At 63.1% G+C, this 3954-nt stretch carries 3 protein-coding genes; 2 read left to right on the forward strand and 1 reads right to left on the reverse strand.

The features are described 5' to 3' along the window. Window positions 1-266: 266 nt before the first annotated feature. Window positions 267-1907 (reverse strand): acyl-CoA synthetase, encoded by a 1641-nt coding sequence (locus EOA79_RS30410; protein WP_095823868.1) that lies wholly within the window; start codon window positions 1905-1907, stop codon window positions 267-269. A gap of 202 nt (window positions 1908-2109) precedes the next feature. On the opposite strand from EOA79_RS30410, the gene EOA79_RS30415 reads away from it, so the two are divergent. Beyond that, window positions 2110-3075: a sugar-binding transcriptional regulator gene (locus tag EOA79_RS30415; protein ID WP_095823869.1), complete on the forward strand. Its 966-nt coding sequence runs from the start codon at window positions 2110-2112 to the stop codon at window positions 3073-3075. Window positions 3076-3159: 84 nt separating this feature from the next. Then, window positions 3160-3954: class II aldolase/adducin family protein (locus EOA79_RS30420; RefSeq protein ID WP_206639290.1), on the forward strand; the 795-nt coding region annotated here is incomplete at its 3' end.

The raw sequence follows: 3954 nt of genomic DNA on the forward strand, positions 1-3954 counted from the left end.
GGTGCTTTCGATTTACGAGTGACGAATTTCAATTTTCGTCACTCGTAAATCGAAAGCAGCGAAGAGTCAACGCGGAATCGATATACGCGTACAAAATGGTGACAGATGGTGACAGATGCGGGGGGCCAATGAGCGACGTTGGCGGTTGGCCAATGACACCTATGCCGTCTTCATCCTAGGGCGAAGCAAGGAGCGAAGCGACGCGCACAGACGACGCGGCTGCTGGCGCAAACTGTCGACATCAAGGCCATGCTGGAGGGAGCGAACTACGCCCCCTTCGCCATTTCCCTCAACCTGAACTTCTGGATCTTCCCCGTAGACGTCTTCGGAATGTCGGCGAACACCACCGCCTTCGGGACCTTGAAGCGGGCGAGCAACCCACGGCAATGCTCGATGATCTCGGCCTCGGTCGCAACCTTGCCGGGCTTCAGCTCGACATAGGCGACAGGCACCTCGCCCCATTTCTCGTCTGCGCGGGCAACCACTCCGCAAGAGGCGACGGACGGGTGCTTGTAGAGCGCGTCCTCGACCTCGATGGACGAGATGTTCTCGCCGCCTGAGATGATGATGTCCTTGGAGCGGTCCTTGAGCTGGATGTAGCCGTCCGGGTGCATGACACCGAGATCGCCGGAGTGGAACCAGCCGCCGGCAAAAGCCTCGTCGGTGGCCTTGCGGTTCTTCAGATAGCCTTTCATGACGATGTTGCCGCGGAACATGACCTCGCCGATGGTCTGGCCGTCGGCCGGCGTCTCGATCATTGTCTCGGGGTTCATCACGCTCAACCCTTCCAGCGCGGCGTAGCGCACGCCCTGGCGCGCCTTCTTCGCCGTCCTCGGGCCCTTCTCCAGCTCGTCCCACTCATTGTGCCATTCGTTGACGACGGCCGGCCCATAGGTCTCGGTCAGGCCGTAGAGATGGGTGACGGCGAAGCCGGCATCGGCCATGCCGGAAAGCACCGCCTCGGGCGGCGGCGCGGCGGCCGTGTTGAAGGTGACGGTCTGGGCAAACTGGCGCTTGTCCTCGTCTTTCGCGTTGATCAGCACCGACATGACGATCGGCGCGCCGCAAAGATGGGTAACGCGATGGTCGGCGATGGCGTCATAGATCGGCTTTGCCCGTACCCAGCGGAGGCAGACATGGGTGCCGGCTTGCACGGCGAGCGTCCAGGGAAAGCACCAGCCGTTGCAGTGGAACATCGGCAGCGTCCAAAGATAAACGGCGTGCTTGGCCATGCCCGCATGGATGGTGTTGGTGTAGGCCATCAGGGCGGCGCCGCGATGGTGGTAGACGACGCCCTTTGGATTGCCGGTCGTGCCGGAAGTATAGTTGAGCGAGATGGCGTCCCATTCGTCGTCGGGCATCGACCATGCAAAAGCCTCGTCGCCGCCGGCGACGAAGTCCTCATAGTCGAGCGAGCCGATCCGCTCGCCCTTCGGATAGGGCGCATCGGCGGCGTAGTCGGGGTCGTCATAGTCGATGACCAATGGCTTGGCCTTGGCCGATGCCAGCGCATCCCTGACCACGCCCGAGAACTCGCGGTCGACGATCAGCACCTTGGTGTCGGCATGGTCGAGCTGAAAGGCGATGACGGCGGCATCGAGGCGGGTGTTCAGCGAATGCAGCACCGCCTTCACCATCGGCACGCCGAAATGCGCCTCCAGCATCGGCGGCGTGTTCGACAGCATCACCGTTACCGTATCCCCCTTGCCGATGCCGTGCCTCGACAGCGCCGAGGCGAGCTTCAGCGACCGCCGCCAGAAATCGCGATAAGAGATGCGCTGGCTGCCGTGGATGATGGCGACATGGTCGGGATAGGTCTTGGCCGCCCGCTCAAGGTAGATGAGCGGCGTCAGCGGCTGGTGATTGGCGGCGTTCCGATCGAGATCCTGTTCGTAGGGATTGGCCATCCCATCCTCCCCAAAAGTCTTTTCGAGCTTTCTAACCGCAGGCCCGCGATCATGCCATCCCCCTGAACGACCGGGGAATGCTGTGACATGAGCGCTCGGTAGAATGGCTGCCCCGATCATGCCGCGCCGGAGGACGAATAACCCAGGCGGCTGGATTTGACTTTTGTCGAGAGCCGTGACTAATGTCAGCCGAGGAGGCGGCATGGCGATCCGACCGGCAGAACAGCTCATCCACAAGGCCGCCTGGCTTTACTATGCGCATGGTCTTCGCCAGGACGAAGTGGCGAACCAGCTCAAGATTTCGCGGGCATCGGTCGCCATGTATCTTCGCAAGGCGCGCGAGACCGGCATCGTCAACATCTCGACCTCGACGCAGCTTTTCACCGACGATGTCATTGCGCGCAGGCTGGAGGACGCCTTCAAGCTCGATGCCGTCTGGATCGCGCCGGAAAACGCCTATGTCGCCGACCCGTCGACCGACATCGCCGTCCTGGCGGCGAGCGTCTTCCTGGAACTGGTGAGTAAGGGCGACCGCATCGGCGTCGCCTGGGGCCGCACGGTCTACACCATCGCCGACATCATGTCCTATGCCGATCTGCAGGACGTCACCGTGGTGCAGCTCTGCGGCAATCTCGGCGCGCCCTATTCCTACCGACCCGATCAGTGCACGATGGAGATCGCGCGGCGGCTGAACGCCAAGGGTCTGAATTTTTACGCGCCGCTGGTGCTGTCCACGGAAGAATTGGCAGAGGGCCTGCGCGCCGAGCCGGTGATCCGCGACCAGCTTGCCGGCATCGGCGACTGCGATCTCGCGCTCTATTCCGTCGGCGCCGTGGACGCCGACAGCCATCTGGTCAAATGCGGCGCGCTGACGCCGGCCGAAATGGCCGCGCTCCGCAAGGAAGGCGCGGCCGGCGTCATCGCCGGACAGATCATCGATGCAAGCGGCGAGGCGCTCGACTGTAGCTACAACCGGCGGGTCATTTCCGCCGAGCTCGCCTCGCTGCGCGCCATCGGGAAGCGGCTGATGGTGGTGCAGGAGGACAGCAAGTTCGAGCCGCTGCTGGCCGCAATCGCCGGCGGCCTCTGCACGCATCTGGTGGTCGGCGCACATATGGCGGGGCGCCTCCTCGATCACGCCGGCGCGGTCAGCAAAAAGGCCTCGTAGGAAACCACCCTCGCCGCGTCTGTCATCAAGACGTCGCGGCTTCCTGTTCATGAGCAGACAAAATACGGAATCGGACGGAACGACATGAAGAACCTTTGGAACGACGCTGACGCGGAAAAGATGGTTGCCGACTACGCCAAGCAGGGCGTCCGCCGCGACCTTGCGCTGCGCGTCTACACGACCCGCCTGCTCGGCGGAGAGCCGCGGCTGGTGCTGCATGGCGGCGGCAATACTTCCTGCAAGACCAAGGCCACCGATCTGGTCGGTGACGAATGGGACGTGCTTTGCGTCAAGGGCAGCGGCTGGGACATGGCCGTCATCGAGCCGCAAGGCTTGCCGGCGGTGAAGATGGGCGCGCTGCTCAAGGCGCGCGCGCTGGACACGCTCTCCGACGAGGACATGGTGGCGCTGCAGCGTTCCAATCTCATCGACCCCGCCTCGCCGAATCCATCGGTCGAGACACTCCTGCACGCCTTTCTGCCGCTTAAATTCGTCGACCATACGCATTCAACCGCGATCCTTGCCATCGTCGACCAGGAGAACAGCAAGGCGCTGGTGAAGACGGTGTTCGGCGACAAAATGGGCTACGTGCCCTACATCAAACCGGGCTTCGAGCTCGCCAAGGTCGCGGCGGACGTTTTTGACGCCGACCCCAGCGTCGAAGGCCTGATCCTCGACAAGCACGGCATCTTCACCTTCGGCGACGATGCCAAGCAGGCCTATGACCGCATGATCCACTATGTGACCATCGCCGAGGACTATATCGCCAAGAACGGCAAGCCGCAGGCGACCAAGGCGGCGCTGCCGGTAAAGCTCGCCAAGGCGAGCGACATCGCGCCGACTCTGCGCGGCGCTGTCGCAGTGGCGCGCGGCGAAGGC

Source organism: Mesorhizobium sp. M1A.F.Ca.IN.020.03.2.1 (assembly GCF_004023205.1).
Classification (GTDB): domain Bacteria; phylum Pseudomonadota; class Alphaproteobacteria; order Rhizobiales; family Rhizobiaceae; genus Mesorhizobium.